27 protein-coding genes and 1 pseudogene are annotated in these 25,946 nt (G+C 65.3%); 11 read left to right on the top strand and 17 right to left on the bottom strand.

The window, feature by feature from the left end; all coding sequences use genetic code 11:
* Nucleotides 1-4: 4 nt before the first annotated feature.
* Together NCS58_RS07805 and NCS58_RS07800 are read right to left on the bottom strand one after the other, a co-directional pair.
* Nucleotides 5-916, bottom strand: coding sequence for a YihY/virulence factor BrkB family protein (locus NCS58_RS07805; RefSeq protein ID WP_061117301.1), 912 nt, complete (start codon nucleotides 914-916; stop codon nucleotides 5-7).
* An 82-nt stretch (nucleotides 917-998) separates the two neighbouring features.
* Entirely contained in the window at nucleotides 999-1,169 is a 171-nt protein-coding gene (locus tag NCS58_RS07800) for a hypothetical protein (RefSeq protein WP_250476668.1), read from the bottom strand.
* A gap of 164 nt (nucleotides 1,170-1,333) precedes the next feature.
* On the opposite strand from NCS58_RS07800, the gene NCS58_RS07795 reads away from it, so the two are divergent.
* Nucleotides 1,334-2,809, top strand: coding sequence for an NCS1 family nucleobase:cation symporter-1 (locus NCS58_RS07795; RefSeq protein WP_250476667.1), 1,476 nt, complete (start codon nucleotides 1,334-1,336; stop codon nucleotides 2,807-2,809).
* 7 nt (nucleotides 2,810-2,816) lie between these two features.
* Here the strand turns inward: NCS58_RS07795 and NCS58_RS07790 are convergent, their stop codons facing one another.
* Nucleotides 2,817-3,140, bottom strand: a complete 324-nt coding sequence (locus NCS58_RS07790; protein WP_061117303.1) for a hypothetical protein — start codon at nucleotides 3,138-3,140, stop codon at nucleotides 2,817-2,819.
* A 201-nt stretch (nucleotides 3,141-3,341) separates the two neighbouring features.
* Nucleotides 3,342-3,785 carry a diacylglycerol kinase gene (locus NCS58_RS07785; RefSeq protein WP_250476666.1) on the bottom strand — a complete coding sequence of 148 codons (444 nt, stop codon included), beginning with the start codon at nucleotides 3,783-3,785 and terminating at the stop codon, nucleotides 3,342-3,344.
* Between the two features lie 186 nt (nucleotides 3,786-3,971).
* Here NCS58_RS07785 and NCS58_RS07780 point away from each other — a divergent pair, with 186 nt between their 5' ends.
* Together NCS58_RS07780 and tehA are read left to right on the top strand one after the other, a co-directional pair.
* Nucleotides 3,972-4,241, top strand: a complete 270-nt coding sequence (locus NCS58_RS07780) for a hypothetical protein (protein ID WP_250476665.1) — start codon at nucleotides 3,972-3,974, stop codon at nucleotides 4,239-4,241.
* 129 nt (nucleotides 4,242-4,370) lie between these two features.
* Nucleotides 4,371-5,420, top strand: coding sequence for a dicarboxylate transporter/tellurite-resistance protein TehA (gene tehA / locus NCS58_RS07775; protein ID WP_250476664.1), 1,050 nt, complete (start codon nucleotides 4,371-4,373; stop codon nucleotides 5,418-5,420).
* 42 nt (nucleotides 5,421-5,462) lie between these two features.
* Here tehA and NCS58_RS07770 read toward each other — a convergent pair whose 3' ends face one another.
* The 7 genes from NCS58_RS07770 to NCS58_RS07740 all read right to left on the bottom strand — a co-directional run bounded on the left by NCS58_RS07770 (nucleotide 5,463) and on the right by NCS58_RS07740 (nucleotide 16,542).
* The gene (locus NCS58_RS07770) at nucleotides 5,463-6,248 is read right to left on the bottom strand and encodes a 3',5'-cyclic-nucleotide phosphodiesterase (RefSeq protein ID WP_250476663.1); all 786 of its coding nucleotides are present in this window, start codon (nucleotides 6,246-6,248) and stop codon (nucleotides 5,463-5,465) included.
* Nucleotides 6,249-6,268: 20 nt separating this feature from the next.
* Nucleotides 6,269-8,497, bottom strand: coding sequence for a CHASE2 domain-containing protein (locus NCS58_RS07765; RefSeq protein WP_250538204.1), 2,229 nt, complete (start codon nucleotides 8,495-8,497; stop codon nucleotides 6,269-6,271).
* Nucleotides 8,494-10,752 carry an SLC26A/SulP transporter family protein gene (locus tag NCS58_RS07760; protein WP_250538203.1) on the bottom strand — a complete coding sequence of 753 codons (2,259 nt, stop codon included), beginning with the start codon at nucleotides 10,750-10,752 and terminating at the stop codon, nucleotides 8,494-8,496. Before NCS58_RS07760 ends, NCS58_RS07765 begins: the two co-directional genes overlap by 4 nt.
* Nucleotides 10,753-10,763: 11 nt before the next feature.
* A complete protein-coding gene (locus tag NCS58_RS07755; RefSeq protein WP_250476661.1) occupies nucleotides 10,764-11,417 on the bottom strand; it encodes a FecR domain-containing protein in 654 nt (217 codons plus the stop codon).
* A gap of 8 nt (nucleotides 11,418-11,425) precedes the next feature.
* Entirely contained in the window at nucleotides 11,426-13,192 is a 1,767-nt protein-coding gene (locus NCS58_RS07750) for a ShlB/FhaC/HecB family hemolysin secretion/activation protein (RefSeq protein ID WP_250476660.1), read from the bottom strand.
* A complete protein-coding gene (locus NCS58_RS07745) occupies nucleotides 13,165-15,462 on the bottom strand; it encodes a filamentous hemagglutinin N-terminal domain-containing protein (protein WP_250476659.1) in 2,298 nt (765 codons plus the stop codon). The genes NCS58_RS07750 and NCS58_RS07745 overlap by 28 nt, the downstream gene beginning before the upstream one ends.
* A 162-nt stretch (nucleotides 15,463-15,624) precedes the next feature.
* Complete coding sequence (locus NCS58_RS07740) at nucleotides 15,625-16,542, bottom strand: LysR family transcriptional regulator (RefSeq protein WP_250538202.1); 918 nt, start codon at nucleotides 16,540-16,542, stop codon at nucleotides 15,625-15,627.
* 215 nt (nucleotides 16,543-16,757) lie between these two features.
* Between NCS58_RS07740 and NCS58_RS07735 the strand changes: the two genes are divergently transcribed.
* From NCS58_RS07735 to NCS58_RS07725, 3 genes are all read left to right on the top strand, one after another.
* Nucleotides 16,758-17,084: a hypothetical protein gene (locus NCS58_RS07735; protein WP_250476676.1), complete on the top strand. Its 327-nt coding sequence runs from the start codon at nucleotides 16,758-16,760 to the stop codon at nucleotides 17,082-17,084.
* 30 nt (nucleotides 17,085-17,114) lie between these two features.
* On the top strand, nucleotides 17,115-17,348 hold the full coding sequence (locus NCS58_RS07730) for a hypothetical protein (protein ID WP_061117312.1): 234 nt from the start codon (nucleotides 17,115-17,117) through the stop codon (nucleotides 17,346-17,348).
* Between the two features lie 67 nt (nucleotides 17,349-17,415).
* Nucleotides 17,416-17,946 carry a cupin gene (locus NCS58_RS07725; RefSeq protein ID WP_250476657.1) on the top strand — a complete coding sequence of 177 codons (531 nt, stop codon included), beginning with the start codon at nucleotides 17,416-17,418 and terminating at the stop codon, nucleotides 17,944-17,946.
* Between the two features lie 5 nt (nucleotides 17,947-17,951).
* Here NCS58_RS07725 and NCS58_RS07720 read toward each other — a convergent pair whose 3' ends face one another.
* The gene (locus NCS58_RS07720) at nucleotides 17,952-18,902 is read right to left on the bottom strand and encodes a DMT family transporter (protein ID WP_250476656.1); all 951 of its coding nucleotides are present in this window, start codon (nucleotides 18,900-18,902) and stop codon (nucleotides 17,952-17,954) included.
* A gap of 356 nt (nucleotides 18,903-19,258) precedes the next feature.
* Here NCS58_RS07720 and NCS58_RS07715 point away from each other — a divergent pair, with 356 nt between their 5' ends.
* Nucleotides 19,259-19,723 (top strand): YqjD family protein, encoded by a 465-nt coding sequence (locus NCS58_RS07715; RefSeq protein ID WP_250538201.1) that lies wholly within the window; start codon nucleotides 19,259-19,261, stop codon nucleotides 19,721-19,723.
* Between the two features lie 36 nt (nucleotides 19,724-19,759).
* On the top strand, nucleotides 19,760-20,284 hold the full coding sequence (locus NCS58_RS07710) for a response regulator (protein WP_250538200.1): 525 nt from the start codon (nucleotides 19,760-19,762) through the stop codon (nucleotides 20,282-20,284).
* A 41-nt stretch (nucleotides 20,285-20,325) separates the two neighbouring features.
* Here NCS58_RS07710 and NCS58_RS07705 read toward each other — a convergent pair whose 3' ends face one another.
* Nucleotides 20,326-20,601 (bottom strand): DUF1488 domain-containing protein, encoded by a 276-nt coding sequence (locus NCS58_RS07705; RefSeq protein ID WP_061117316.1) that lies wholly within the window; start codon nucleotides 20,599-20,601, stop codon nucleotides 20,326-20,328.
* Nucleotides 20,602-20,810: 209 nt separating this feature from the next.
* Nucleotides 20,811-21,035, bottom strand: coding sequence for a zinc ribbon domain-containing protein (locus tag NCS58_RS07700; RefSeq protein ID WP_061117608.1), 225 nt, complete (start codon nucleotides 21,033-21,035; stop codon nucleotides 20,811-20,813).
* Nucleotides 21,036-21,218: 183 nt separating this feature from the next.
* Between NCS58_RS07700 and NCS58_RS07695 the strand changes: the two genes are divergently transcribed.
* Nucleotides 21,219-21,764 (top strand): DUF4142 domain-containing protein, encoded by a 546-nt coding sequence (locus NCS58_RS07695; RefSeq protein WP_061117317.1) that lies wholly within the window; start codon nucleotides 21,219-21,221, stop codon nucleotides 21,762-21,764.
* Nucleotides 21,765-21,810: 46 nt separating this feature from the next.
* Here NCS58_RS07695 and NCS58_RS07690 read toward each other — a convergent pair whose 3' ends face one another.
* Nucleotides 21,811-22,494, bottom strand: coding sequence for a carbonic anhydrase (locus NCS58_RS07690; protein WP_250476653.1), 684 nt, complete (start codon nucleotides 22,492-22,494; stop codon nucleotides 21,811-21,813).
* Between the two features lie 276 nt (nucleotides 22,495-22,770).
* On the opposite strand from NCS58_RS07690, the gene NCS58_RS07685 reads away from it, so the two are divergent.
* Both NCS58_RS07685 and NCS58_RS07680 read left to right on the top strand, forming a co-directional pair.
* Complete coding sequence (locus NCS58_RS07685; RefSeq protein ID WP_061117610.1) at nucleotides 22,771-23,082, top strand: zf-TFIIB domain-containing protein; 312 nt, start codon at nucleotides 22,771-22,773, stop codon at nucleotides 23,080-23,082.
* 67 nt (nucleotides 23,083-23,149) lie between these two features.
* Nucleotides 23,150-23,656: a CBS domain-containing protein gene (locus NCS58_RS07680; protein WP_061117318.1), complete on the top strand. Its 507-nt coding sequence runs from the start codon at nucleotides 23,150-23,152 to the stop codon at nucleotides 23,654-23,656.
* 168 nt (nucleotides 23,657-23,824) lie between these two features.
* Here the strand turns inward: NCS58_RS07680 and NCS58_RS07675 are convergent, their stop codons facing one another.
* A complete protein-coding gene (locus tag NCS58_RS07675) occupies nucleotides 23,825-25,210 on the bottom strand; it encodes a glycosyltransferase family 9 protein (protein ID WP_250538199.1) in 1,386 nt (461 codons plus the stop codon).
* Between the two features lie 156 nt (nucleotides 25,211-25,366).
* Nucleotides 25,367-25,690, bottom strand: a pseudogene (locus tag NCS58_RS07670) (helix-turn-helix domain-containing protein); the annotation flags it as partial.
* Nucleotides 25,691-25,946 lie beyond the last annotated feature (256 nt).

The raw sequence follows: 25,946 nt of genomic DNA, 5'->3' as shown, positions 1-25,946 counted from the left end.
TGCTTCAGCCGGTGGTGAAAGGCTGCGGCGGCGCATTGCCTTCGATGCCGAAGCGCTCGAATTCGGAAATCACCTGCGCGCCGAAGAGCAGCAGGGTGGCGAGCGCTTCGAGGCTGAACAGCACGACGATCGACGTCGTGAGCGAGCCGTACACGACGCTCACTTGCGAGAGCGTCGCGAAGTACCACACGAGCACGTGGCGCGTGATTTCCCAGAGCACGGCCGCCGTCACGCTGCCGAGCAGCGCGAGCCGCAGCGACGGCCTTCCGACCGGCATCACGAGATAGATCGACGTGAGCACGAAAATCTCACCGGCGACGCCGAGCAGATAGAGCAACACCCGCGACACGCCTTTGAGCGACACCTCGACGCCGAGCAGATCGACGCTATTGCTGCCCATCGCCTGCAAGCCGTTCGAGACGAGCGTGACGATCAGCATGCCGACGCCGAGAAACAGGATGTAGCAGTACGGCAGGAGCGCCGAGAGCAGAAAATGCCGCCGCCGGATCGCGACGCGATGCACGAAGATCACGGACATCGCGTTCTCCAGCACCGTGAAAGCGAGCGAGCTGAAGAAAATCATCGTGACGAGCAGAAGCCAGCCGAGCACCGCGCGATGGGCGAGAAAGTTGGCGAGCTCACGTACCACTGCGCGCGCCTGGCCGGGCACGAGCCATTCGAGCAGATGCGCGAGTGTGTCGAGCAATTGCTGCTGTCCGATGAATTTCGACAGCACGATCACGATCAGGATCAGCAGCGGAACGATGGACAGAAGCGCGTAGTACGCGACCGCGCCCGCGAGCAGCATGCCCTGATTGGCGCGAAAAGCCCGCAGCGTGCGCATCGCGAAGGCGAAAGGATGACGTGCGACGCTTTTCACCTGCGGGCCCAGCACGGGGCCCAGAATCTTCGACATGGAACCTCCGCGGCGCGATGCTGCCCATCTTGTCCGGACGAGCAAGTATCGCTCCCGTATGCGCTCGCGCGCACGGAAGATGTCAGCCCGGGCGACGCGCCTCGCTGCGTGCGGCCGCCTGCTGCGCGGCTTCTTCGAACGCAAGATCGAGCAGGGTGTCGACTTCCCCCGCGGGAAGCTCGGTCGCGTCGACGTTGCGCAATCGGCAGAAAAGCGCGAGCGCCTCGGCTGCGGCGGCGAAAGCGTCGTTCATGTCGCGGGAATTAAGGCGTCGTTTTCTCATGGTTCACATAACGGCAGCCGCACGGCCGGACTTTAATATGCCGCGACGCAGCGCACTGCCGCATGCACCTTCATCTTTTGGATGGATTAATCTAGGTACATAACACGCGCCCGTCGAAGGCACAGGAGGACATCATGGCCGCATCCCACGCAACCTCCGCCGCCGACGCGCTCGGCGCCGACGCCGAAATCGTCAACGCCGACGAACGCCTCTACAACCACGATCTCGCGCCCGTACCGCGCGCGAAGCGAACCTGGACCGGCTACAGCATCTTCGCGATGTGGATGTCCGACGTGCACAGCGTCGGCGGTTATACCTTCGCCGCGAGCCTCTTTCTGCTCGGCATCTCCGGCTGGCAGGTGCTGCTCGCGCTCACCATCGGCATTCTCATCGTGTATGTGCTGATGAACTGGGTGGGCAAGCCAAGCCTCAGGCACGGCATTCCGTTTCCCGTGATGGCGCGCGTCTCGATGGGCGTGATGGGCGCCAATCTCGCCGCGCTGATCCGCGGCGTGGTCGGCATCGTGTGGTACGGGGTGCAGACGTATTTCGCGTCGAAGGCGGTCGCGACGCTGCTGCTTCTGTTCGTGCCGTCGGTCGCCGCGTGGCGCGATACGAGCTTTCTGCGCCTCGACATGCTCGGCTGGGTGAGCTTTCTTTTCATGTGGCTGCTGCAGCTCATCATCTTTCAGCGCGGCATGGAGATCATCCGCAAGTTCATCGATTTCTGCGGGCCGGCGGTGTATGTCGTGATGTTCGTGCTGATGGGCTGGATCCTGTACCGCGCGGGTCTCGGCAGCCTCAATCTCACGCTTTCGGGCAAGGTGCTGTCCGGCGACGAGCAACTGCACGCGATGGTCAACGCGACCCTGCTCGTCGTGAGCTACTTCGCCGCGTTGCTGCTGAACTTCGGCGACTTCTCGCGCTTTGCGAAGAGCGAGCGGCAGATGAAGATCGGCAATTTTCTCGGCTTGCCGTTCAATTTCGTTGCGTTTGCAATCATCACGGTGATCGTCACAGCGGGCAGCGAAAAGGTGTTCGGCACGATGATCATGGACCCGGTCGAGATCGTCTCGCGCATCGAGAACAAGGTGTGGGTCGCGATCGGCAGCATCACCTTCATCATCGCGACGATGGGCATCAATATCGTCGCTAACTTCGTCTCGCCCGCCTATGACATCGCCAATCTGTTCCCGAAGCATGTGGACTTCAAGAAGGGCGGCCTGATCGCGTCGATACTCGCGGTGATCGTGTGCCCGTGGATCTTCGTCGACAGCCCGAAGGCGATCACGATCTTCGTGTCCGTGTTCGGCGCCGTGCTCGCGCCAATGTACGGCGTGATGATGGCCGACTACTATCTCGTGAAGCGCCAGCAGGTCAAGACCGCCGATCTCTACACGATGCAGCCCGGCGGACGCTTCTACTACGATGGCGGCTGGAACAAGGTCGGGCTCGCGGCGCTCCTCTTGTCGGGCGCGATCTCGGTCGGTTGGGAGCTGTCGACCCAAATGCTAAAGCTTCTGCCGCCGAACAATCTCGGCTGGCTGATCGGCGCGGCCGCGGGCGCGCTGCTCTACGTCGTGCTGATGCGCATGGCGAATCGACAATAGAACGACTTCATTTGATCCACTTGCGCACGTCCTGCTCCCATTCGGGCTGGCCGCAGTTCGGCGGATTCTCCGGGCCGAGCACGGTGATGTAGCCCTTGTCCTTCATGCACGCCTCGTAGGCGCGCACCTGCACGCAGCGGCCTGCGCCGGCTTTCTTCGCGGCGGCCTTGCACGCGGACATCGAATTGTCCATGCCGCTGAAATCGGCATCGGCGTTGGCATCGTTCCATGAGGGCGGGTTCGCGCTCGCCGAGAACTCGACGGGCGTGCTGCACGCGGCGAGCGCCAGTGCGGCAGCGGGAAGAAAACACGAGCGGAAAAGTCCATTCATCTGCTTGAACTCCTTTTTCTTAAGCTCTTGTTGAAGGCCCACGATCCGCCGCCTATTATTCCCCGCTGTCGTGACGCGCGTTGCGTTTTTTATTCCGCCCGGAGCCTTCGATGAAACCCATGCCGCTCGCTCACGTCGCTTGCGCGGCATATCGATGCATTCGTATCGAAGTGATTCGCCGCGCGCAAACGGCCTCGTTGCTTATGGATGCGCGTGCAGCCAGTGCCACGCGAGCGGGCCGCAGATCACGCCCCAGGTCATCGCGGCGATCAGGAGCGCGATCGTGACGGCGGCGCTGCCGCAATCCTTCGCCCGTCCGGAGAGTTCGTGACGTTCGAGCGAGATGCGATCGATCGCCGCTTCGATGCTCGAGTTGAGCAGTTCGACAAGTAACACGAGCAGCACCGATCCTGCGAGCAGCACACGTTCCGCGGCGCTCACGCCGACGAGCGCGGCAATCGGCAGCAGCACGATCGCGAGGCACACTTCCTGGCGAAACGCGCTTTCCTCACGCCATGTGGCGGCCATGCCGGCCCATGAATGACGCAGCGCGAAGAGGGCGCGCAAGGGGCCGCGCCGCTTGACGTGCGCACCTTGCGTGGGCGTCGATGAAGAACGTGAAGTGGAATCAGTCGGCCGGTTCATGACGGGAATGTTATCGCGTTGGCCGGAGTGTATCGCACGTGCCGATACGAAAACGTTTGCCGATCCGAAGCGCACGTAGCGGCGATGAATGGGCTTGTCAGGGGATTCGCCGGACCTTCATACTGTCGCGCAATCGCGAGGCGAAAGCACTCACGCCGATAACTAAAAGAGAGCCGGGGAATCATCATGAAGTCACGCTTCACCGCTGTTCATCTACGTCCTGTCGAGCTTGCCGATCCGCATCTCGCGCATCTGTACATGGAGTGCGTCGATGCGCAAGCGCGCCTCTCCGGTGCGAGCAAGCTCGCGGCGGCAGCCGTGTTCGAGGCGCGCGAAAAGTCGCTCGATGTCTTGTGGTCACGTCTCGATGCGCTCGACCCCAGGCTATGCCGCGAATTGAAGCACGCGGTGCAGGACTGGCACGACATCGCCGTGAAGCTGCGCGGCGGCGAATGATTTGAGACGCGCGAGCAGCGCAACGAGACGCTGCGACATTCGCGCGGAAGGCCGCCGCCCTTAACCTTTCTCCAACGACACGACGAGCGCGCTCCTTCGCTTTCGTCGGAAAATTTACGGAGAAGGGCAATGGACAGCAACAATGGTACGAACAATCATGCACCGATGCCGGTCGCGTTCTTCGGCATCGCCGTCGGTTCGCTCGCGCTCGCGGGCGCATGGCGCGCGGCCGCCCGCGTATGGACGATTCCCGAGGCGGTGCCCGCGCTGCTGACGGCGAGTGCGCTCGTCGTCTGGCTCGCGTATCTCGTCGCCTACGGGCGCAAGTGGCTCGTGCAACGCGACGCGGCCGTCGCCGAGATGCGTCATCCGGTGCAGTCTTCGTTCGCGGCCCTCGTGCCGGTATCGACGATGCTCGCCGCGCAAGCCGTGCAAGCATATTCGCGCGATTTCGCCATCGCGCTCTTCGTGATTGGCGCGGTGAGCTCGCTTGCGCTCGGCGCGTATCTGCAAGGACGGTTCTGGCAAGGCGGCCGCAAGCCCGAGCTGATCACGCCCGCGATCTATCTGCCGACTGTCGCGCCGAGCTTCGTCGCAGGAACGGCAGCGGCCGGTCTCGGCTTCACGCAACTCGGCATGTTGTTCTTCGGCGCGGGTGTGTTCTCGTGGCTCGCGATCGAATCCATCGTGCTGCATCGCGCCGCCGTGCATGAGCCACTGCCCGAAGCGCTGCGCCCGAGCCTCGGCATTCAGCTTGCGCCGCCGGTCGTCGGAGGCGTGTCGTATCTCGCGATGACGCATGGCGTACCGGATATGTTCGCCTACATGCTGCTCGGCTACGGTCTTTATCAGGCGCTGATGCTGACGCGTCTCGTCCCGTGGATTCGTCAAACCGCATTCACGCCTTCGTACTGGGCCTTCAGCTTCGGCGCGGCCGCATTGCCGACGATGGCGATCCGGATGCTCGAACGCGGCGCGACGGGGCCGATGGTGTGGATCGCGCCGGCGGCGTTCGTCGTGGCGAACGTCGTGATCGGTCTCATGATCGCGGGGACGCTGCGGGCGATTGCACGAGGCACCCTGTTGCCGGTCTCAACGCCTGCCGCGCCCGCGAATGTGACACCGCTCAAGGACAACGTGCGCTCCATCGAAAGCCGTGCCGTAGCAGGCTCACGTTGAGCGCTGATGCAATCGATTAGCGATGCAACTATCGGCGGGACGTCACAAGATCAACACCTCGCCAGAGCGCAACGCACGTAGCGACACTCCCGGCAACGCGGCGCGCAGTTCATCGAGAATCTGCGCGCCGTGCGGCGGTTTCAGATGCGAAATCAGCAATTCGGCCTTCATCTCGACGCCGCGCACATCATCCGCCATGAGACTCGGGCAGTAGTGATGCGCCGCATGCGCCAGCTTGATCTGCGCATCAGGAAACGCGGTCTCGACGATCACATGGCGTAATCCGGGCAACGCCGAAATCGCCGCCCAGAACGCGGGATTGGTCGTCGTATCGCCGCTGAAAGCCAGACACGCTGTCTCACTCGATACCGCGAAGCCCATCGACGGCACCGTATGTCGCGCAGGCAATGCCGTCACGGTGCGCTCATTCAACGTAATGCGCTCGCCGACCTCCAGTGCTTTGAACCGCACGCCCGGCGCCTGCGGCGAAGGAATGCGCGTGAAGTCCGGCCAGATCAGGTTGTTGAAGATATGCGCCTGCAGGATGTCGAGCGTCGCGCGGCTCGCGTGGACGATCAGTGGCGCGTCGCGGGCATCGCCCACGGCATCGATCATGAGCGGCAGATACGCGATGTGATCCAGATGCGAATGCGTGAGAAACACATGATCGACGCGCGCGAGCTCATCGTCGGTCAGAACAGCGACGCCTGTGCCGGCGTCGATCATGATGTCGTGATCGACGAGCAGCGCGGTCGTGCCGCCGGCGTCGTTCGCCGCGACCGGGCCGCTGCTGATCGCGCCGCTACAGCCGAGTACCCGAACCTTCATGATGCGCCCCGCCTGATGGTCTATTTCGTATCGAATGCGCTTACGCAGTCCCAGTCCTCGGGCAACGCGACGCCTCGCAGCGCATCGATACGCTTGCGATAGATCGCATACACCTGTCGCTCAGGATACTGCGCCGCGAGCGTCGCGAGTAGCGTTTGCGCTTCGTCCCACTCGCGCGCGCGATAGTGCGCGAGCGCCGCGTGCCAGCGCGCGAGCGCATCGGCATGTTCGTGCGGCGGCTGCGGCTCGAACACCGCGATCGGTGCGACGCGTCCCTTCACGCGCACGCGATCGATCTCGCGGAATACGACATCCGGCACCCGCTCGCGCGTCGCCTCGCCGACGATGATGTCGATATCGAAGCGTCGCGTCAGTCCTTCGAGCCGCGCCGCGACGTTCACCGCATCGCCCATCACGGTGTACGCCTTGCGCACGGACGAGCCCATGTCGCCGACCGTCATCGGTCCCGTATTGATGCCGATGCCGATCCACAAGGTCGGCCAGCCGCGCGCCGTGAGCGTGCGGTTCAGTTCGACGAGCGCGGCGCGCATGCCGAGCGCCGCGGCGAGCGCATGGCGCGCATGATCCGGATCGTCGACGGGCGCGCCCCAGAAGCCCATGATCGCATCGCCGATGTACTTGTCGAGCGTGCCGCGATGCGCGCGGATCACCTCGGTCATCGTGCCGAGATACTCGTTCATCAGCCGCGCGAGCGCTTCCGGCTCCAGTGTCTCGGCGATCGCGGTGAAGCCGAGCACGTCGCAGAAGAGCACGGTGAGTTCCGCGCGACGGCCCGCCATGCTGTAGTCCTCGGGATGCCGGCTCATCTCCTCGACCAGTTCCGGCGGCACGTATTGCCCGAAAAGCGCGGCGAAATAGCGTTTCGCGCGGGCCTCCACGAAATAGCCGTAGGACATGTTGAGCACATGGAGCGCGAGCACGGCAAGCAGCAGGGACGCCACGGGAATCGACCAGCCGAGCCGCGCGAACGCGAAGAGATCCGCCGCGACGATCGCAGCGAACAGCATCGCGCTGGAAAGCGTCGCGCGGGCGGGGCTGCGCCACGGCCACAGGAAGATCATCGCGAGGCCGGCGAGCACGAGCATCGACGCCTGCAACGCCGCCGCGAAAGGCGGCTCGAAGCGGATCGTGCCGTCGAGCATGCCGGCGATGAGGTTCGCGTTCACCTCGACACCCGGATACACCTCGCCGACGGGCGTCGTGCGCTGATCCATCAGCCCCGGCGCCGTCGTGCCGACGAGCGCGATCTTGCCCGCGAGCGCGCCCGCCGGAATGCGCTGCCCGAGCACATCGGCGATGGAGTAGTAAGGGAAGCTGCCCGTCGTGCCGCGATAAGGCACGAGTGCCGCGCCGTTCTCATCGACGGGAATGACGCGCGTGCCGCGCGGCGTCGTGAGCGCGAGTCCGGCGAGCGGTGACGTTGGATCGGACGGATCGTCGAAAACGGGTGTGACCGAGGCATCGCCTAAAAGGGCGCGGAACACTTCGAGCGAGAGCGCGCCGTACACGCCGTCGCGAAATGCGCTGATGAGCGGCACCCGGCGCACGGAGCCATCGAAGTCGATCACCGGATTGAAATAACCCGCGCGCCGCGCCGCGCTTTGCAGCGCGCTCAGGTTGCCGCCATAGCCCGTCCAGTCGAAGAGCGTGAACGGATGCGTGCCGAACGCGCGCTCGTTCATCAGCGGCGACGGAATCGCGCCGCTCGATGCGTCCCGATTCGAGAAGTAATAGCCGAGCACGACGGGACGACCCGCGAGGGCATCGGCGAAGCGCTGATCGTAATCCAGACGCGGCGCGAGCCGCTCGAGCGCCTGCCGGTAAGCGGCGTTGTCCGCGAGCGGGCCGCGCGCGAGCTCGTCGAGCACGGCGAGGCCCGAGCTCGCGTCGGCTTCCGCGAACACCATGTCGAAGCCGAGCACCGCGACATGCTCGCGCGAAAACAGCGTATCGGCGAGCGTCGCCATGCGCGCGCGATTCCACGGCCAGCGGCCGAGTTTCGCGAGACTTTTTTCGTCGATGTCGAGGATCGCGATGCGCGCATCGGTCGTGCGCGGCATGAAGAGGCGCACTTTCGCGTCGTAGAGCATCGCGGCCAGCGAATCGATGAAGCGGATGTCGTAGCGCGCGAGCGCGTGCCCCGCGAGCGCGACGACGATCGCGAGGCCCAGAACCCAACGCACGCCCGAGCGTTTGAGCACGGACGCAAAGAGTTCGCGCGCACTCATTGCGCGGCCCGGATCTGCTCGTTCGCGGCGACGAGCCGCGCCGCGAGCACCCGCGCGACGAACTTGTGCATGCGCGCGGCGAGCGCGGGATCGTCGCTTTCCAGTCGCTTCAGGGTCGCGAGCGCGAGGCGCAGCACGACGGTCGGCTCGTCGGCGACGACGTCCGCGCTGCGCCGCGCGCCGGTGTACACGGCCATTTCGCCGACGATCGTGCCCGCGCCGAAGCTGCGCAGCCGCAACGTGCGCCCCTCGCCGACGCTGAGCGCCACCGTCACGCGTCCCGTTTCGACGAAATAGATCGAATCGCCCGGATCGGCCTGCCGGAACACGTACTCGCCGGGCGCGAGCGCGAGCGTGTCGAGATGCGGGCGCAGCGCGTCGAGCGTGTCGGGCAAGGTCGATGCGAACCCGCCCGCGCGCGTCGCACGCGACGGATCCAGCGCGCGCAGCATCTGCGTTTCGATCCATTCGAGGCCGCTGTCCAGATCGGCGAATTCATGCGGGCCGCTCGCGCGTTTCGTATCGGTGATGCCTTTGGCGAACCACGCCTTCAGCCCCGGCGAAAGGCCGGTCAAAACGAGCTGCGCGTTCGCGCGCGCGCAGGCCTCGCGCAGCCTCACGAAGCTCGCGGTGCTCGACGCATCGACGCCATGCACGCGCGCGAAATCGACGAGCACGAAGCGCACGCCCGGGCGTGCATCGGGGGCATCGGCGCTCGCTTCGAGGCGTGCGAGGATATGCGTGAGGATCGAATACGCGGTGCCGAAGAACAGAAACCCCTGCAACGCGACGCCGTAGAGCGCGCGCGCCTCGCCATCGAGCGCGCGGCTTTCGTCGACGGTGCGCTCGACGTTCGAGCGCCGGCCACGCCCGTCGAATTCGAGGCGAAAGCAGCTCACGCGGCCATAGCGCACGACGAACAGCATGCACGCGGCGACCACGCCGAGGAGCACGCCCGCGACGATCCCATACACGGCGATGATCGCCATGATCGCGGGAATCAGCAGATAGTCGTGCCACGGCAGGCGCCGCAACGAGTTGATGAGCCATTCGTTCAGCATGGCCGCGCCGATGAAGATCTGCAGCCCCACGAGCACGGGCTTCGGCAACAGCGCCATCAGGCTCGGAAAGCGCGCGACCACGACGAGGCAGAAGAGCGCCGCCAGCACGCCCGCGCGCCGCTCTCGTACGCCGAGACGCCAGTTGGTGATCGTGCGCGTCATCGACTGCGCGCCGACGAGTCCGCCCGCGAGCCCGGTCAGCACGTTCGCGATGCCGGCCGCGCGCATCTCGCGATTGAAGTCGACATCGCGCGAGGTCGTCACGCCGATGCTCGTCGCGTTGAGCAGCACGGTCATCGACGAGACAGCGGCGACGGCGAGAATCTCGGGCGTGCGCGAGACGAGCGTCGGCAGCCAGGCGTCGTGCAGCAGCGAGAACGGCAGGCGCATGCCGGTGATCGACTCGTAGTGAAACAGCAGCCCCATGCGGCGCGCGTCTTCCAGACTCTTGCCCGCTCCGTGCAGCCCGCCGTAGAAGATCACGATGCCGAGCGCGATCATCGACGGCAACACGATCACGTAGCGCGACAGCGGCGTGATGCGCGTGAGCACGAAGAGGCCGACCCCCACGACGAGCGCGGGCACGCTCGCGAGCCACGGCAGCGTCATGAAAAGACGCGGCGTCGCGGCGCCGACGGGCGCATCGGTGAGCACGCGCAGCGCGCCTTCGAGCAAGAGCAGGCCGGTGCCCGCGAGAAGGCCGCCGATCACCGGAAACGGGATGTACTGGATCAGGTTGCCGCGTTTCCAGTGCGCGAGCGCGAAGAGCAGCGCGCCCGTCGTCAGCGACGACACCGCAATCAGCATCAGCACGGTGGCGAGCACGGCGCCGTCGTCGCCGCCCGCGGCATGCACCGACAGCGCGACGGACGAGGCCAGTCCCGCGAGCAGCGCCGTCGCGTTCGAATCCGGCCCCGCGATCATGAAGGGCACCGAACTCGTCAGCGCGACCACGAACGCGACGATCACGCAGCTCAGAAGCGCAGTCGGCATGCCGGCGGAGATCCACGGCGTGAGCCCGGCCGAGAAGATCGTCGCGCCATAGCCGGCGGCGTAGGCGAGCGCGAGCAGCGCGGTGAGCACGCCCGCGAGGGCATCGACGCCGAACGCCGCGATGGCCGAGCGACCGCTCGATGCGCTCGCATCGGGCCTCGCGCGCATGAGTTTCGTGTCGCGGCTCGCGTTCTCGCTCATCGCGGCTCCCGCTAGCGGCACGCCGCCGAGGGCACCACCGGCGTGACGCGCGACGCCGGGAGCACCCCGAACGGCGAGCGCGCGCTGATGACGATCGTGCCTTCGCCCGCGCGCACGATCTGCCGGTCCACCTGATTGATCACGACGATCTGCCCGTCATAGACGACGATCTGATCGCCCTTGCAATCCGCATTGCCGCCGGGTTCGAGGTTCGCGCAGTCCGTCACGGAATATTCGGTGCCGCGTATGCCGATGGTCGAAGTCGGCGTCTTCACGCGATAGTTCTCCGGCTTGCCTTCCTTCGCGACGAGCCCGTCCACGGCGCGCAATCCGCCTTTCACGAGCGAGAGAAAGCTGCGGTCTTCCTGCGGCGCGTTCGCCGCGTAGCGGAAATCGTCGACGCGAAAGACCGAGCCGGGCTTCAGATACACGCGTTGCTTGTCGGTGAAGATCATCACGATCTCGGACGCGACGCCCGTCTGCACGGTGTCGCCGTTTTCGATGTTGCCGCCGACCGCCGCCACACGCTGCGCGCCGTTCGCGCCTTGAATCGCGACATTGCCGACGAGCGCCGTGATGGTGGCGACCGGCTCGGCCGCCGCCACGCGCACCGATATCGCCAGAAGGAGAAGCAGAAGCGGGAGGAATCGTCGGGCGCGCGTCATGATCGGTTTCAGAAGGACTTCGTGAGCGCGACCCAGAAGCGGTTCGCGTGGCCCGTGCCGAGGGTCGGCGGGACGTAGCCGAGGGTGTGCGCATACGACATCGACAGCAGGAACGCATGCGGCGCGGTGAAGGTGGCGCCGACGCCCAGTCCCGACAGCCTCACGTGATCGCTGCCGGGCACGACCGGATGCGCGACGATCCTGCCAGCGGCGGTATCGATGAAACCGGCCAGCGTGACGAGCACCGGCACGAGCGATTGCCTGAGCGTCTGACGCACTTCGAAGGTCGCGATATACGCTTCGTCGACGGGCGCGTCGCCGGTCGCATAGGCGCGCACCGCGTAGGGGCCGCCGAGCGAGATCTGTTCGGACGAGTCGAGATTGCGCGAGGTCGCCTGGCCGCTGAGCGAGAAGTAGAGTTGCGTGCCGTTGGCCTGATCGCCGATCACCTGCGTATGCGTGGCGGCGAAGACGAACTTCGTGAACGAGCCGGCGATCTGCGAGGCGACTTGCTCCGGCTGCGGCGACTTGAAGCGCAGGTTGCCTTGCTGGATGCCCGTGTCGAAGGTCGTGATGCTTTTTTCGAGCGTCAGATTGCCCGACAGCCCGAGGCGCGCGACATCGCTCGTTTTGTCGCTCACGGAATCGAACGCGCCCAGATGATCCGACAGCAGCTTGTGGTCGTAGCCGAGGGTCGTGTACACGTTTGCCGCGGGCGCGCGCAGCAGCGGATAGCTGACGAACGTCGAGAAGACGTTCGCGCTGCCGTAGGCGTCGAGTTCGTCGAACTGGCCGCCGACCGAATAAGTCGAGCGGGTATAGCCGATGCCCCACGCGAGGCCGCTGCCGCCGAGCGGCACCGTATAGCCGATGTTGCCGTAGAACTGCCCGGTGATCGAGCCGAGCAGCCGCGCGCCCAGCTGATCGCCGATGCCAAGCGGATTGTTCCATTGCAGCGCGCCGATGAGACGCGCGGTGCCGGTCGTCGTCTGGCCGTAGTTGTCGGCCTGCATGCTGCCCGACAGGGGCCGCGCCTTCGGCACCTGCAGCGTCATGTCGGACGTGCCGGGAAGCAGTCCGGGCGAGATCGTCGCGTTCGCGCCCGTCGTGCCGGCCGCGTCCTGCGCGAGCAGCGTGGCGCGGGTCAGCGCGTGCTCGTCGATCACGTCGCCCGGTTCGAGCCCGCCGAAAAAGCGCGCGATGACCGTATCGCGCGTGCGTGACCGATTGTCGATGCCGATGCGCCCATAGCGCCCCTCGCTGAGCGCGATGCGCACGATGCCGTTGTCGATCTGCTGCGGCGGCACGTAGGCCCGCGCGACCAGATAGCCATGCCGGCGATAAAACGCGCTGACGCGATCGGCCGCGCTTTCTAGGTCGTCCAGCGAACGGTCCGCGCCGATGAGCGGGCGCACGACGTCGAGCAGCGTCGCGGCCGGAAAAAGCGTGTTCCCGGTGAACTCGAAGCCTTTCACCTCGAAGCGGATGCCGCCGGGCGCGCTCGACGCGGGCGGCGGCCCGGGCGCGGGCGTCACGTTCAGGCGAAGGTCGGAGGGCGGCACGGGCGCGGGCGATTGCTGCTGCTGTTCGCGCAGGATGCTGCCCGCGTTCGGCAGTGCCTGCGCGTGCGCCTCGCGCATGTCGCGCGCCGTCGCCGCGACGAGCGTCGCGAAAAGCACGGCGAGCCGGCGGCCTGCGCCGCTGCGGCGTCGTTCGCGGGGCCCGAAGCGTCGCACGCGCCTGGGCTTCACATGCGGCATACGTGACCGGGCCATGCGTCGTCAGGCAGGCGGCTGCCGTCGCTCGACGAATCGGTGCGCTGCTGCACGAGCGGCGCCGACTCGGGCTGAAGCCCGGGCGTCGCATTGGACAAAGGCGCGGGATTGGCGGCGTCGGTGCGTACGGAATCGAGAATGCCGGGCAGCACCGCGGCGGTTGTGACGGCGGTTCCCGGCGTTTGCGGCACTTGCGGCGCCACCGGCTGCACGGGCGGCGTCACGGGTTGCACGGGTGCGCCGGCGATGCGCAGCGTGCCGCCTTGCGTCGTGATCTTGTAGCCCGTGGGGCCGCCCGTCGCGGTGATCGTGATCGCGTAGGTGCCGACCGCGGCGCCCGGCACCGCGCCCGTGCTCGTCACCGTGAAGACGAAAGGTTCGTGCTTCGTCGGACTGTCGGCGAATGCGCCGCCATAGTTCGCGCCGTTGTAGCGCAGCGCGAGCGTGACGTCGTTCGGTCCGAGCGTGCGGGGCATGTCGAACGGCACGTCGATGTTGATCGCCGTCAATGTGACTTGCTGGAGCGCATTGAACGCGAAACGGTTGCCCGGGGACGTTGCGGCGCGCGCATCGGCGCCGCCCGTGTACGCGTCGCCCCAGAGCGCGAGATTGCCGCTTTGCAGACCGCCGAATGCGTCCGCATCGGGCGCCTCGGAGTAGACGAGCCAGCGTCCGTTCGGCGAGGAAAGGGCACGCGCGCCCGCGCGGTTGACGAAGGTCGCGGCCGCGAGCGTGATGGCCGTGCCGCTCGCGCGGCTCGCGATCGGCGCGGCGAGCGTGAGCAACGGCGCCGCGAGCGTCACCGCGCCGCTCGCCGAGACGCCCGTCAAACCCGCGACGCCGCCGATGGTGAGCGGCGCGTTATCGTCGAGGGCGATCGAACCGGCGTCGGCGGCGAGCGTGCCGATGCGATTGCCCGCGTTCGTCAGTCGATAGGCGCCGGTGCCGCCTCGCAGCGCGACATTGGCTACTTCGATGGGCGCGCGCTGCGTGGCCGTGCCGCCCGTCGTCATCGAGAGCGTGCCGCGCGGCGCGCTGATGGGCGCGTGGAGCCGGATGCCGCTTTGCGCCGCGAGCGAAAGCGTATTCGCGCCGCGCCACGCGACCGGGCCATCGATCAGGACGAAGCCGAACGGCTCGAAGCCCGAAGGCGATGCGGCGCTGATCGACACATTGGTCGATTCGAGCACGCGCGAGAGCGTCGCGCTCTGAATCGTGCCGAAACGCCGTCCGATGGGATCGTCCGCGCCGACGAGCGCCGCGAAGTCGCTCGCGATGCGCCACGTGCCGGTCTGTCCCGAGGCCGCCGCCGTCGTGACCTGCGCATCGGGCGCGACGCGCACCTGCGTGCCCGCCGTCTCGATGACGCCGCCCTTGCCGCCATTGGGCGCGGATGCGTCGAGCGTGCCGCCGACCTGCACGACGCCCGTGTCCGCGACGAGCCGGATCACGCCGTTCTGGTGCACGGCGCTGCGCGCGCGGATGATGCCTGTGTTGTTCACGACGTTGGCGAACAGCGCATCCTCGGCGCTCGCGGCGAGCCACGCCTGGCCGCCGTCGGCCTGAATCAGCCCGTGGTTGGCGGCGAGCGCATTCAGCGCGCCGCGCTCCACCGACAGGCCGATCATGCTGTGGTCGCCGAGCGTGACGGCAATGCGTTCGCCCGCCGCGAGCGCGGCGAAACCGCCGGGCGCGTCGATCGTGCCGGCGTTGATCGCGCGCGTGCCGATCAACGCGACATAGCCGCCGGGCGCGCTCTCGATCGTCCCGAGATTGACGACCGCGCCACCGCCGCGATGATGATGGTGGCGCTCGCCGCCCGCGAACGTGTAATGGCCGCTCATGAAGTCGTTCGCCGACAAATCGAGCGTCGACGCGAGCAATCCGCCGACGTTGACCTGCGCGCCGGGCCCGAAAATCACGCCGTTCGGATTGACGATGAAAACCTGTCCATTCGCGTCGAGCTTGCCGAAGAGCGCCGAAGGGTGCGGCCCGACGACGCGGTTGAGCGCGATCGCGTTCGCGCCCGGCTGATTGAACGTGACCGATTCGCCGGGACGCGTGCTGAATGAATGCCAGTCGATCGCCAGCCGGCCGCTATTCTGCTGAATGGACGTATTCGCGCCCGCGCTCGTAACAGAGCCGGAGCCCGCGACGATGCGCGCGCCGGTCGGCTCCGCGTGCGCAAACGTGAAGAACACGCTCAGGAGCGTGATGGAGCACAGCCGCAGCGCGGAGGAGGCGGGGCTTGCGCGCAGAGCCTTGATCATGTCGGCAGACTCCTTTCTGTTGCGCTGCATCGTCGTCGCCAAATGCAGGCGCACCATCAAGCAGTTTAGTGTTCCGAACCATGCTTGCAACTACGCGTTTAGAGAATGTTTGAGCGCATCCCGCGCGTTATTTGTCTTAGGGATGCGATGTTTATATGACGTTCACGCCGGCTCGCGCGCGAGCGCGCCTTCGACGAACTCGCGCAGGAACGCAACCCACGTGCGGATCTTCGCATCGAGATACTGGCGGGACGCATACATCGCGTAGATCGTCATGGTCTGCAGTTCCCATTCGGGCAACACGCGCACGAGCGCGCCGCTTTGCAGCCACGGGAGCGCGGCGAGCATCGGCAACGGGGCGATACCCAGGCCGTTCGACAAGGCGACGGCGAGCGCGTCGGCGGAATTGACGCGCAGCCGGCCGGGCTCGAGCTCCACTTCCACCTGTCCGCGCGGGCCTTCGAAGACCCATCGGTCGACCGGGAAGAAGGTCGTCACGAGTTGCAGGCACGTGTGATCGGTCAGATCCTCGATGCGCTGCGGCGCGCCCGCGCGCTTCAGATAGCCGGGCGACGCGCAGAGAACGCTCGGCATCGAGCAGATTTTCGTGGAAACGAGCGCCGAGTCGGGCAGGGTGGACGTGGTGACTTGCAGGAAGACGTCGAAGCCTTCGTCGAGCATGTCGGGCACGTGCTGCGAGAGCGTCAGCTCGACGCGCACCTGCGGATGCTCCTCCAGATAGCGCGTGAGCGCCGGCACGACGTAATGCTGGCCGAAGGTGATCGGCGCATGCATACGCAGCACGCCGCTCGGCGAGACCTGCGCGTCGCCCGCTTCGGCCTCGGAGAGATCGACGAGCTCGAGCACCTCCTTGCAGCGGGTCAGATAACGGTTGCCGGCGTCGGTGAGCGCGACGCGCCGCGTCGTGCGATTCAGAAGACGCGTGCGCAGATGCGTCTCGAGTTCGGTGACGGCGCGCGATGCCTGCGCCGTCGTAATGTCCATTTGCTGCGCCGCGATCGTGAAGCTCGCTGCTTCCGCCACGCGCGCAAAGATCCTCATGCTGCGCAGTAAGTCCATTGGCCCGCCATCCGTTTGACGAAGCCGGAACTATCCCACGGCGGCAGAAGGGCGTGCAACCGGCGGCGTTTTCCGCACATTCGTTTCAGTGTTCACATCTGTTACAGGGCTTGTAACTCAGCGGGCAAGAGGCGCGGCTACTATCGATTCATGGCTGCATGCGAATTCAGGATCGCATCGCGGTCTGCTTGATCGACTTCTCGGAAGAGGACGAAATGAATATCAGGAGCTTGGTCGGGATCGGAGTCGCGTTGTCGGCGGGCCTCGTTTGCGAAGCCGCGTCGGCGGGCGTGAGTGTCGGTGTAAATCTCGGGGTGCCGGTCGCGCCGGTCTATGCGGCGCCGGTGTATGCCGCGCCTGCGCCCGTTTATCAGGCGCCGCCGCCTCCGCCAGTCGTGTATCAGCCGGCGCCGGTCGTCGTCACGCCTGCGCCCGCGGTTGTCGTCGGCTGGCATGGCGACCGGTACTGGGATGGTTATCGCTACTGGGGACGCCGCGACTGGTATGCGCATCACGGCGGCTATGGCTATCGCCACTGGTAAGCCGAAGACAACCGGAAGCAGGGCATCATCATGAAAAATTCAATTCGAACTCGAACCAGGGCGCTGATCGCGCCTGTCGCATTGGTGCTGGCCGCGGGGCTCGGCGGTTGCGTCTATGCGCCGCCTTATGGCTATGCGCCCGCGCCGGCGTATGGCTACGCGCCCGCTTATGGCTACGGATATGGGCCCGGGTATTACACGGCGCCGTCGGTGTCGCTCGGCATCGGCTTTTCTAACGGCGGCGGACACTGGCACGGGCGTTGAAGCGGCTCGAGACGAAGTGGAACGGCCGTTGCTGCGTTTTCCCAGACTCTTCGGGAGAATGCGCGAGATGGCTGAACAAACCGTAAACCTGCTCGCGCAAGGCGCGCGCTGCGAAGACTTCATGCTGCCGCCCAACGGCTGGGTGCCGAACAATTCACGTCTGCCGGTACTCGTGTGGCGCGGCGCGGTCGACCCGAAAGGCGATTGCGCCGCGCGTTTCGAAGCCTTGTTCGCGCAGAACGGCTGGCCGCCGCAATGGCGCGACAGCGTTTTCGACTATCACCATTTTCATTCGACGGCGCATGAGGCGCTCGGCATTGCTTCCGGCGACGCTGAGCTTATTCTCGGCGGTCCGCACGGCCGCGTGATCGCAGTCAGCGCCGGCGATGCGCTCGTTCTCCCCGCCGGCACCGGCCATTGTCTGCTGACGGCAGGCCGCCGATTTCAGGTGGTCGGCGCGTATCCGCCCGGCCAGCAGTGGGATATTCGACGCGATGCGATCAGCGAGGCCGAACGCATCGCGATGGAAGCGTTGCCTTTCCCGAGCAGCGATCCGGTTGCCGGAGAAGACGGGCCGCTCGCACGTCACTGGCACTGACCGCCTCAGGCCTTACTTTCCTTCGCGCACGACGTCCGGCGCGCGCCGAGCAACGGCACGCGCTTGACGACGCCCGTTGCGAGCGCGGTGCCGATCAGCACGATCGAACACGCCACCGCCATCCCCACCGACACACGCTCGGCGAGAAACAGCGCGCCCCACAGGATCCCGAAAATCGGAATCAGAAAGGTCACCGTGATCGCGCGCGCAGGCCCAGCCACCGCGATGAGATGGAAGAACATCATGTAGGCGACGCCGGTGCACGCGACGCCCAGTCCGAGCACCGCGCCCCACGCGTGCAGCGATACCGTCCCCGCGGGCCAGAAGAAGAGCGCGAACGGCAGGAGCACGAGCGTGGCCGCGCTCATCGTGCCGGCGGCGACCGTCAGCGAATCGACGCCCATCAGATGCTTTTTCGTATAGCTCGCGGCCACGCCGTAACTCGCGGACGCCGCGAGCGCGGCCAGCGCGGCGAGCGCGGTGGCCATCGGCGAAACGGGCGCGGCGCTCGCGTCGTGCGCGAACATCTGGTTCCAGACGAGCGCGAGCACGCCGGCGAAACCGATCGCGAGGCCGGCCACGCGCATGCCCGTGAGCCGGTCGTTGAGCCATAGGTACGCGACGAGCGCGCCCCAGAGCGGCGTCGTCGCGTTGATGACGGACGTGACGCCCGCCGATAACGTCAGCTCCGCATAAGCGAACAGACAGAACGGCGCGGCAGAGTTGAGCACGCCCACGACGATAAGCGGCCACGCGCGCTCGCGCATCGTCGAGAAAGCCTGTCGCGCCGTGCCGCGCAAGGCGAGCATCAGAAGCAGAAATAACGCGCCGATGCCGACGCGCAATGCCATCAGCGGCGCGACGCCGAGATCGGTCACGCCGACGCGGATGAACAGGAACGAGCCGCCCCACAGCGCGGCGAGGATGAACAGTTGAGCGAGATTGACGGGCTTCATGGCGGGCTTCGCAAAAGGAGTCGGGAGGCGAAGCCATCGTATCGGCGTGTGGCGGCCCGACGTTTCGGCCCGGCGTGAAACGAAAGATGCAGCGCTGCCGGCGTGGTTTCGGCTTCGCCGCTTCTTTCGGGACGCTCGCCCGGCTTCGCTCTACGCCGGCATCGTAGGCGCGTGCGCTTACGCCGACAAACGAGCAATTCTCACCGTTATGTGAGAAAAATTGCCATGCGCGGCACGGGGTGCGTGGCGGCTTGCACGCGGGTTGCCGGCATGTGGATTCGGTGCGACTCTTGCTGTATTGAAAGTTGGATAGCGGATGTTGCAATGCGACGGACGCAGTCAACCGGAGAAAAGCCATGGACAATGCAAACGGCAGCGCATCCCCGATTCATTCGATGCAGGCGGGCGATCCGCCGCTCACCCGCAAGTCGGTCGAAAGCGCGATGGAAGCGGCGCTCGCGCCCGGCATGGCGCACGGACAGGGCGCGAGCGTGACGCCGCTTACGCCGGCCACGGCGCACGAGCCGGCGGCGTACGCGCCGTATCACGTGCACGGCAGCGTGCTCGAAGGCGGCGACAGCCCGACCGTGCTCGCGCAGCCCGCCGCCACGACGTCCGCGGGGCTGGGCAGTCAGTATCATCCGTCCCGGCCTATGCCGCGCCGCGCGCGCGACGTGCTGGCGGGCGCTCAGGATGTCGTTGCGACACGTTATCGGCAGGCAAGGGAAGGCACCGATGACTACGTGCACGAAAACCCCTGGAAGTCGATCGCGCTGGCGGCGGTCGGCGGCTTGATCGTCGGTCTGCTGGCCGCGCGTTGAACGAGCCGCCGACCGGGTTCTCGCGGCTCCTCGCGGATGACAGCGGGCCTCATCCTTGCTGAACTAGAGGTACCGGCATGTGCTTTTTCGCGGTGCCGGGCCGACATGGAAGAACGTTCGTACGACATCCGCACCGAGAAGTGCGAAATATTCAACCCGGTCACCACCGCGCTCGCCGGTCCGCGAAGGGTGTTGTTCGTACATTCGGAAACGAACGTCGGCGATTCGTTCGCGCTGCTGCTCGCGATGCGCGGGTTCGAGGCTTTGCAGATCGGCAATGCGCCCGGCGTCCTTCAGTTTCTTTGCAACTGGCGGCCCCAAGTGCTGTTCGTCGATACGCTCATCGGTGACGCGCACGATCACGCGTTGGCGCGCGCGCTGCGCGCCGCATTGACGGCGGATCGGATGGAAGGCGAAGTCGAGTTGCTGATCGCGCTGGCCGCCGATGCCCAACGCGACCCGCGCGATGCGCTCTGTGCTGCCGGCTACGACGGCTTTTGCAGAACGCCCTGTCCGGTATGGTGGGTGATCGACGTACTGAAGTGCTTCTATGCCGACTGACGCAGGCGGCCGGCCGACGAGCCGCCGCCTGACCCGATGCTTCAGACCGCCCGGGATGCCTTGAAATCGCTGGTTTCCAGTTCGACTGACTGGCCGTGGTTGCGCTCGAGCGCTCGCCGGGCCGCGTCTTCTATTTGCACGCGTCCTCCTTCGAACGCGGAGAGGAGATCGTGCGACGACGTCCCGCTGTTGCCGAAGTGATCGTTGAGCGCATCGAGGGAGACGCTGCACCATACCTCGCGGCCGTCCACGCTGGCCTCGAAAGCGACACGCGCTGCCGCCACGACATGACGCCGCCCGCTGAACTCTATCGTCATCCTTATCACCTCCTGTTATCCGATCGGAACACGTTAAGCGCAATCACCGCGAAAACCGCAACTGTCAGCGGCCCGCGATGGCGATGCCCTCGACTGCGCGCGGCCTTGCGCACCGCGCATCGTCGTCTTGCATGATACGCCCGCCATGCGCGGGACGTTCGGCACGGTGGCTTTGCAATGGCCGTGCCCGCGGTGGCGGCGTAGCGGGGCTAGCGGCAGCAGAAGCAGCCGCCTCGATGCGACATGCCGTAGCTGCCGGCACCCTCCGCGACGTCGCCGGATGAACTCGCGCCGCCCACGCTCGGTGCGCCGATGGTCACGCGTGCCGCCGTCGCGCCGCAGTGCGGACAGGCCGCGGGATCGTCGCGCTCGGCGATGCGGCGGACGGCTTCGAATGCGCCGCAATCCGCGCACTCGTAATCGTAGACAGGCATGACGTTTTCCATTCGAAGAAGATCGCTGATCCAGTCAGTCTAGCAATCGAGACGCCAGCGCTTTTGTTCCGGCTGCGAAAAGGCCGTGGCACCTTCATTGCTCGAATGAAACGGATCAATCGGGAATCAACCGGGAATCGATCGGGAATCAATCGGGAATCAACTGCTCAGGAGGCCATTCTCATGAATCGCAATGCAAAACTGCGCACGACACTCGCTGCGGCGCTCATCGCGACGCTGCCGCTCGGCGCGCTCGCACAAACAGAGGCGGCAAGCACGACCATGGCGAACGACCTGGCGCCCGTGGACAAGGCGTTCGTGCAGGCCGCGTCGGCGGCGGGATCGACCGAGATCGACGCCGCCAAGCTCGCCACGAAGCAATCGCAGGACAAGGACGTAAAAAGCTTCGCCCATCACATGATGGCCGATCACACCAAGCTCGCGATGCAGTTGAAGATGGCCGCGCCGCACGGCGTCACGGTGCCGAGGAACAACTCCGATACGTCGGTGCTCGACTCGCTGAAGCCGTTGCACGGCAAGGAATTCGATACCGCGTACATCCAGAAGGTGGGCGTGCAGGGGCATGAGGAGGCGGTGCAGGTCTTCCAGAAGGAGGCGAACGAAGGCCAGAACGCGAAGCTCAAGCAGGCCGCGCAAAAAGCGCTGCCGACGATTCAGCAGCACCTGAAAATGGCGCAGGATTTAGCCGCGAAGAAGGGCGCGCAGTAAAGCGACGACGTGCCGCGCGTGGAGCACGCGCGGCGTCGCGCGAGCATCAGCGCGCGTCCTTGCGCAGCATGCGCAGGCGCGCTTCTTCCAGCGATTCGAACTTGCTGTCGGCTTCGTCGAAGACCGACACCTTGCCGCGTCCGATGTCGTAGACCCAGCCCTGCACCTGGAGCTTGCCGAGCGCGAGCCTGCCGGCGACCGCCGGATGCGTGCGCAGGTGAGTGAGTTGGAGGCGGATGTTCTCCTCGACCATCGCCTGGACGATGCGCTCTTCTTCCAGCTTTCTCGCCATCACGACGCTGCGTGCGGCTTCGGCATTGCGCAGCCACGCATGGACGGTAGGCATTTCATCGGCGATTGTTGCACCGGACGCGAGGCCTTTCATCGCGCCGCAGTCCGAATGCCCGCAAATCACGATTTGCCGCACGTTGAGCGCGAGCACCGCATATTCCACGACCGCCGATACGCCGCCGAGCATTTCGCCATAGGCCGGCACAATATTTCCGATGTTGCGGCATACGAAGAGTTCGCCGGGGCGCGTCTGCGTGATCATTTCCGGCGAGACACGGGAATCCGCGCAGGTGATGAAGAGTGTGTGCGGCGCCTGCCGCCGCGCTAGGCTCTTGAAAAGGGCTTCGCTGTCGGGGAAAACGAGGCGGCTGAATTCATCGGCGCCTTGCAGCAGATACAGGAGATCGGGCGTTTCGGCGCCGCCGCGTTCTTCGCTCATCGATTTGTCGGGCATCGTGGGGCCTTTGGTGTGCGGTTGCGGCGCGCGCGACGCGCGCCGTTTCAAACCGAGAGCTTGCGGGGTTTTGAGATGGATCGCAAGTGTGTACCGCTCCGAGCACGCGTGAGCAGTCTATGCGCGCCCGCGCGGCCAATCCTCCGATGTGTGCCGCTTACTTCGGTTTTTCCGAACTGAAGCGCTCAAAATCTCCCATTTTTCGATCTCGATTCTTCCGTTAGATTGACTTTCATTGAAAGCAATCAGAAAGGAATCGACATGAAATGCCCCGTGTGCCCCGATACCGAACTGCTCATGACCGTGCGCGAGGGCATCGAGATCGACTATTGCCCGCAATGCCGCGGCGTATGGCTCGACCGTGGAGAACTCGATCAGATCATCCGGCGCGCGGCGCAGGCGTCGGCGGCCGAAGCGCAGGCGGGCGGACGCGAGGAGTGGCACGAGCGCGGCCACGAGCGCGAGCACCGCACCCATCGCCACGACGACTATCAATACGGCGATCAGCGCGGCAAGCGTGAACACGCGCGTCGCAAGAAATCGTTTCTCGGTGACCTTTTCGATTTCGATTGAACGCGAAAACATGAGGCTCATGGGCAGGCTTTGAAACGCTACGGAAAACAGCAACGGAGAACGGCAAATGTCAACGGTGAAGCAAGTCCTGAAGGCGAAAAGCGACATGACGGTACACACCATCGACGCGGAGGCGAGCGTGTACGAAGCAGTGGCGCAGATGTCGCGGGCGGAAGTGGGCGCGCTCGTCGTCATGGTGGGCGACGCGGTGTGCGGCATCGTCACCGAGCGCGACTATGCGCGCAAGGTGATCCTGCAGGACAAGGCCTCACGCACGACCACGGTGTGCGAAATCATGACCGCGCCCGTGATGGCCGTGAGACTCGGAACGAACACCGACGAATGCATGGCGCTGATGACGCGGCACCGCATTCGTCATCTGCCGGTGATCGAGGGCGGAGGGCTCGTCGGCATGATTTCGATCGGCGACATGGTGCGGCATCTGATCGAGGAACAGCAGTTCGCCATCGACCAGTTGGAAAGTTACGTGCGCGGCCCGCGCCACGACATGCCGACGTGCGCGCTCACGCGGCGCAGCCCGATTCCGCAGACGCTCGCGGCGCGCTTCGCGTAGTGGATCGGGTTTGATCGGCTGTCCGCGGTTGGGCGAGTATGAAGCCGGCCGCGGATAGTTGGTCAGGAACGCTGATGTTTTCGAGCGCGGCAATCGTCGAGGTCGTGCTTTGCAGCGGCGCAGGGCGGGGCCAGCCGGCAACGCATCGCTAACCCGTTTGCACGACCGTCAGCGCATGTCAGAGACGAGATGCTGTTGCAGCTTGCGCACGACATCGTCCCAATCGCCGAGGCGACGGGCGCGCACCAGTTGCATCGTCGGATACCACGGCGTGCGATGCGGATCGCTGTCGTAGCGCCAATCCGCTACCTGATTGAGGAACAGATAGCAGCGCTTGCCGAGCGCGCCCGCGATATGGGACAGTCCGCCGTCGTTGCCGACGAACGCATCGAGTCTGTCGATGATGCTCACACTCTGCGCGAGCGTCATGTCCGGGGGCAGCGTCGTGAAGCGCTCGAAATCGTGCGCGCGCGGGTCGTTCAGCCAGCGCTTGCGTTCGAAACCGCGCTGCATGATGACCCAGTGAATATCGTTCGTACTGTCCAAAAGCGGCGCGAGATCGGGCAGGCTGAGACTGCGATTGGCGAAATTGTTCGCCGATTCGCACGAGGACCAGAAGATGCCGACGCAGCGTCGTCCAGCCGCGCGCTGTCGCATTTCATCGACGACGGCATCGGTGGCGCTGGCATCGACTGGCTCGATGTAGCGCGTCGTGGACGCATAGCCGAGCACCGGGAAGAGTGCGGTGAAGAGGGCGAAAGGCTCCGTCCACTGGGAGCCATCGGGCGCCACGACGAAACCTGCTGCGCGCATGGCTTCGGCGTCTCGTTGCCGTTCGGCCTCGGGCATCACGAAACGATACGTGTGATCGGAGCCGTCGGCGTACGTGATCTGCACGCCCAGTGCCTGAAGCGCTCCGGCGTAGCGCGCCCAGTTGACGTGATCGCCGTGGCCCGACGCGATCGACACGAACGTCATGTGCGCCGGCAACGCGCGCGATCCGCACCAATAATGTTCGACGTCGACGTGCGGGAACAGCACGCGCCGCGCCTCGTGCGACGACCAGTGGCGATGCATCAACTCGACGCCGCTCGCGATGCCGTTCAGGCGCATCGCGCTGCGCCCCTGGTGGTGGCCGAGCACGCACGCCGAATGTTCGTCGATGCCTTCCGCGCTCAACTGGAGGACGCGCGCGTCCTCGCCAAGGTAGTGCCAGCCGTAGACGCGCCACAAGAAGGCGCCGATGGGCACGGTGGAAGGTTTGCGCGCGAAGTATTCGATCAGGGTGAGCGCGACTTCTTTCAGGCCGAGGTGCGCGCATACATCGCTCATGCAATGAATCTGGTAACCGAACTCCGATTCACGCGTAAGCCGGCAGCAAATCTCGAGCGCCTCCTTGAAATCTCCGCCTCGCAGATGCGTGACCGCGCGCCAATGCCAGTAGTCCGAAAGGTGGCTGTCCTCTGCGGCGCGCTCGTCGAGAAAGCGGAAACATTCGTCGATCTCGCCTGCGAATAGTTTGGCGGAAAGCTGCGCGTCGTATTGTTCGATCATGAGAGAGGCGTCGATTCCTTGATGCCGGATTATTGCGCGCACGCGCGCGCGGGCACGTTGGGACTACGCTATTGGCACAAAAATTTCAAAACGTTGATTAATGTTTAAGAAGGTCAACAATTTTTGAAATATGGAGCAACGTCTGATTCGTTTGAGTAGTTCAATGCCGTGGCATTCCCGTAATTTCTCGCACGCCAGCGTCGGGCCAAAATCGGCGTAGCGCTCACGGATCAGCGCGAGCGCACGCTGCGCCACGCCGTCCGGCAACCGGTGATTACTCGTGCGTGCGCGCTTGCCGGACACCAGACCGCGTGCACCGTCCGCACGATAACGCATGACAAGCCGTTCGATCTGCCGCACGCTCACGTGTAGCCGCTCGGCGGCACGGCCAGGCTTGAGTTGGCGTTCGGCGACGGCTTGAATCACTCTGAGTCGGTCCAGTTCGTGCATCGACAGGGTGATGGTCCCGGTCGTGTTCATCGCCAGCGCTCCTGAAACGCTTGTCTGGCAACGAACCTACGTCAAAATGCGACATTTCTACTTGGCAGAAACGCGACATTTGAACTTGGGACCTACAAACCTGTCATGGCCAGATACAAATGTCGGGGTGCGGGCTAAATACAGATGTCGTATCTATCCAAGGTTTTTGCTCTCACACGGTGTTGAAGATGCAGGGTCGAACGGGCAGGGCGCGGGTGCGTCGACTTCCCCGTTTGCTGAGCGCCGAGCTGTTTTT

The organism is Caballeronia sp. INML3B (genome assembly GCF_023631305.1).
In the GTDB taxonomy this organism is placed as follows: domain Bacteria; phylum Pseudomonadota; class Gammaproteobacteria; order Burkholderiales; family Burkholderiaceae; genus Caballeronia; species Caballeronia turbans.
This window is presented reverse-complemented; position numbering and strand designations above follow the sequence as displayed.

Excerpts from the sequence above, each read along its gene's own strand:
- NCS58_RS07730 (WP_061117312.1), top strand. The coding sequence starts at position 17,115 with ATGAAAAATTCAATTCGAACTCGAACCAGGGCGCTGATCGCGCCTGTC.
- NCS58_RS07735 (WP_250476676.1), top strand. The coding sequence starts at position 16,758 with ATGAATATCAGGAGCTTGGTCGGGATCGGAGTCGCGTTGTCGGCGGGC.
- NCS58_RS07770 (WP_250476663.1), bottom strand. The coding sequence starts at position 6,248 with ATGAAGGTTCGGGTACTCGGCTGTAGCGGCGCGATCAGCAGCGGCCCG.
- NCS58_RS07675 (WP_250538199.1), bottom strand. The coding sequence starts at position 25,210 with ATGATCGAACAATACGACGCGCAGCTTTCCGCCAAACTATTCGCAGGC.
- NCS58_RS07805 (WP_061117301.1), bottom strand. The coding sequence starts at position 916 with ATGTCGAAGATTCTGGGCCCCGTGCTGGGCCCGCAGGTGAAAAGCGTC.
- NCS58_RS07800 (WP_250476668.1), bottom strand. The coding sequence starts at position 1,169 with ATGAACGACGCTTTCGCCGCCGCAGCCGAGGCGCTCGCGCTTTTCTGC.
- NCS58_RS07710 (WP_250538200.1), top strand. The coding sequence starts at position 19,760 with ATGACAGCGGGCCTCATCCTTGCTGAACTAGAGGTACCGGCATGTGCT.
- NCS58_RS07765 (WP_250538204.1), bottom strand. The coding sequence starts at position 8,497 with ATGAGTGCGCGCGAACTCTTTGCGTCCGTGCTCAAACGCTCGGGCGTG.
- NCS58_RS07750 (WP_250476660.1), bottom strand. The coding sequence starts at position 13,192 with ATGGCCCGGTCACGTATGCCGCATGTGAAGCCCAGGCGCGTGCGACGC.
- NCS58_RS07795 (WP_250476667.1), top strand. The coding sequence starts at position 1,334 with ATGGCCGCATCCCACGCAACCTCCGCCGCCGACGCGCTCGGCGCCGAC.
- NCS58_RS07755 (WP_250476661.1), bottom strand. The coding sequence starts at position 11,417 with ATGACGCGCGCCCGACGATTCCTCCCGCTTCTGCTTCTCCTTCTGGCG.
- NCS58_RS07685 (WP_061117610.1), top strand. The coding sequence starts at position 22,771 with ATGAAATGCCCCGTGTGCCCCGATACCGAACTGCTCATGACCGTGCGC.
- NCS58_RS07680 (WP_061117318.1), top strand. The coding sequence starts at position 23,150 with ATGTCAACGGTGAAGCAAGTCCTGAAGGCGAAAAGCGACATGACGGTA.
- NCS58_RS07695 (WP_061117317.1), top strand. The coding sequence starts at position 21,219 with ATGAATCGCAATGCAAAACTGCGCACGACACTCGCTGCGGCGCTCATC.
- NCS58_RS07785 (WP_250476666.1), bottom strand. The coding sequence starts at position 3,785 with ATGAACCGGCCGACTGATTCCACTTCACGTTCTTCATCGACGCCCACG.
- NCS58_RS07725 (WP_250476657.1), top strand. The coding sequence starts at position 17,416 with ATGGCTGAACAAACCGTAAACCTGCTCGCGCAAGGCGCGCGCTGCGAA.
- NCS58_RS07740 (WP_250538202.1), bottom strand. The coding sequence starts at position 16,542 with ATGGACTTACTGCGCAGCATGAGGATCTTTGCGCGCGTGGCGGAAGCA.
- NCS58_RS07720 (WP_250476656.1), bottom strand. The coding sequence starts at position 18,902 with ATGAAGCCCGTCAATCTCGCTCAACTGTTCATCCTCGCCGCGCTGTGG.
- NCS58_RS07690 (WP_250476653.1), bottom strand. The coding sequence starts at position 22,494 with ATGAGCGAAGAACGCGGCGGCGCCGAAACGCCCGATCTCCTGTATCTG.
- NCS58_RS07760 (WP_250538203.1), bottom strand. The coding sequence starts at position 10,752 with ATGAGCGAGAACGCGAGCCGCGACACGAAACTCATGCGCGCGAGGCCC.
- NCS58_RS07700 (WP_061117608.1), bottom strand. The coding sequence starts at position 21,035 with ATGCCTGTCTACGATTACGAGTGCGCGGATTGCGGCGCATTCGAAGCC.
- NCS58_RS07705 (WP_061117316.1), bottom strand. The coding sequence starts at position 20,601 with ATGACGATAGAGTTCAGCGGGCGGCGTCATGTCGTGGCGGCAGCGCGT.
- tehA (WP_250476664.1), top strand. The coding sequence starts at position 4,371 with ATGGACAGCAACAATGGTACGAACAATCATGCACCGATGCCGGTCGCG.
- NCS58_RS07745 (WP_250476659.1), bottom strand. The coding sequence starts at position 15,462 with ATGATCAAGGCTCTGCGCGCAAGCCCCGCCTCCTCCGCGCTGCGGCTG.
- NCS58_RS07790 (WP_061117303.1), bottom strand. The coding sequence starts at position 3,140 with ATGAATGGACTTTTCCGCTCGTGTTTTCTTCCCGCTGCCGCACTGGCG.
- NCS58_RS07780 (WP_250476665.1), top strand. The coding sequence starts at position 3,972 with ATGAAGTCACGCTTCACCGCTGTTCATCTACGTCCTGTCGAGCTTGCC.
- NCS58_RS07715 (WP_250538201.1), top strand. The coding sequence starts at position 19,259 with ATGGACAATGCAAACGGCAGCGCATCCCCGATTCATTCGATGCAGGCG.